The sequence below is a fragment of the Vibrio sp. 1151_11 genome, assembly GCF_029478525.1.
In the GTDB taxonomy this organism is placed as follows: Bacteria; Pseudomonadota; Gammaproteobacteria; order Enterobacterales; family Vibrionaceae; genus Vibrio; species Vibrio anguillarum.
Window position 1 is genome coordinate 1 of record NZ_SHMN01000076.1, and the last position, 1949, is coordinate 1949.

Here is a 1949-nt window from a genome sequence, read left to right on the forward strand (position 1 = left end):
ATTAATTATGTTTAGAGCTTGAGAAACATCCATAAAAAAATCCAAGTGCATTAAATACACTTGGATTTTGACAGCTCTGAAGGATCGTTCAACCGATCACTTTGGCCTTAACTGATCGGCATTAGCGGCCAGAGGCCGCCTATTTTATATTTAGTCGTCTATTATCTTGGTTAAAGCTGAGGCCAACTGTCGGGAACGATGAACCAGAACTTTCCGCTGTCACTTTGGCAATGCACAAAACCATGCTCTTCATTTGCTGTGTAACGCGTGCAGTTTTTACCTTTCCCGCTAATCCATTGAGGCTTTTCCAGTAAGAATAATGCTTCATCTATTTGATGTGACTGGCTTTGATAACACCAAAAACCAGCAATTTGTGACAGATTGAGTTTATAACCTAGGCATTCACTAGGAACAGGCTCATCGTGAAAAGGGTTTACATACAAGCGCCCTTGCATTAGTAAATGACGGCTAACGTCACGCCAAAGTGGGTAAGCCGCACTAAATTGGGCTGATTGGGAAAGGGTCAATTGGTGGTTCAACATATGTTCAAGTTTGAGATCTAATCGATCTTGAGCATTGGGACCATACCACAGACCTTGATGTAGCAGGTAAAACTTCACTGCGACTTCCCAATGCTCATAACGCTGACTGCGCTTATTTTTGATGACAAAATCTAGCGAACCTAGTGTACTTCCTGCTTCGTTCAATTGAATTTCTTCAGAAACGGCGGAATAAGTGGGGTTTAGCGTAAACAATAAAGAACATAAATGCTGGTAGAGAAAGCCTAACCTAGGGTTCCCTCTATATTCTTCTTTCAATATAGGAACATTGGGTAAAAAAGGAGTACGCGCCGCGACCACACCCTCTCCTTGGAAAAGAGTAGGGGTTGTCGACACCCAGTGTGCCAGTGTGTTGAGGTCCATTGCCATTAATTGTTCTCGTCCTTATTTTTCGACATTCTAGCCTGAAATTGTTATAACCACGCTAATGATAAAACTCAATTTTGGAATGAAAGATGGATAATTTAAAACTTGAAGCTCTGCTCAATCAAAAGCTTAATCCTCAATTGATTAAAGACTATTGCCCTAATGGATTGCAAGTGGAAGGCCGTACTGAAATCAAAAAAATTGTTACAGGGGTGACAGCCTCTCAAGCTTTGATCGAACAAGCGATTGAGCATAATGCTGATGCTTTGCTGGTACACCATGGTTATTTCTGGAAAAGTGAGCCTGAGTCCATCCGTGGAATGAAAGGGCAACGGATCCGATCTTTGATACAAAGCGATATCAACTTATACGCGTATCATTTGCCGTTAGACATCCATCCAGAATTAGGTAATAACAAATTGCTAGCTGATTTATTGGGGATTCATGTTGATGGTGGATTAGAAGGGCACCCGCAGTCGGTCGCCATGTATGGCCATTTTGAACAAGCGTTGACAGCCGATGAACTCAGTCAACGAATCGAACAAGCTTTGCAACGACGGCCACTGCACGTAGCACCGAACTCAAACAGAATCATCAAAACGGTGGGTTGGTGTACTGGTGGTGGGCAAGATTACGTCGATCTAGCGGCGCAGCACGGATTAGATGCGTTCATCTCTGGTGAAATATCAGAGCGGACTACCTACTCAGCAAGAGAGCAAAATATTCATTATTTTTCTGCAGGGCACCATGCCACAGAACGTTATGGCGTTAGGGCTCTGGGAGAATGGTTAGCGAGCGAATATGGCTTTGAGGTTGAGTTTATCGATATCAATAACCCTGTGTAGCGGGTTTGTTTCTGATCAATGTATCAAATGAAAAAAGAGCGAGTGGGAACTCTAATGCCGATCAGTTAAGGCCAAAGTGATCGGTTGAACGATCCTTCAGAGCTGTCAAAATCCAAGTGTATTTAATGCACTTGGATTTTTTTATGGATGTTTCTCAAGCTCTAAACATAATTAATGA

Annotated in this window: 2 protein-coding genes; one reads left to right on the forward strand and one right to left on the reverse strand. The window is 42.5% G+C overall.

Annotated features, from left to right (window positions below; all coding sequences use genetic code 11):
* Positions 1 to 170 precede the first annotated feature (170 nt).
* On the reverse strand, positions 171 to 929 hold the full coding sequence (locus EXZ60_RS18805) for a DUF1853 family protein (protein ID WP_277436151.1): 759 nt from the start codon (positions 927 to 929) through the stop codon (positions 171 to 173).
* Between the two features lie 86 nt (positions 930 to 1015).
* On the opposite strand from EXZ60_RS18805, the gene EXZ60_RS18810 reads away from it, so the two are divergent.
* Positions 1016 to 1771 carry a Nif3-like dinuclear metal center hexameric protein gene (locus EXZ60_RS18810; RefSeq protein WP_277436152.1) on the forward strand — a complete coding sequence of 252 codons (756 nt, stop codon included), beginning with the start codon at positions 1016 to 1018 and terminating at the stop codon, positions 1769 to 1771.
* The last annotated feature ends 178 nt before the right edge of the window (positions 1772 to 1949 follow it).

Coding starts and splice junctions, on each gene's coding strand:
- EXZ60_RS18805 (WP_277436151.1), bottom strand. CDS start 929: ATGGCAATGGACCTCAACACACTGGCACACTGGGTGTCGACAACCCCT.
- EXZ60_RS18810 (WP_277436152.1), top strand. CDS start 1,016: ATGGATAATTTAAAACTTGAAGCTCTGCTCAATCAAAAGCTTAATCCT.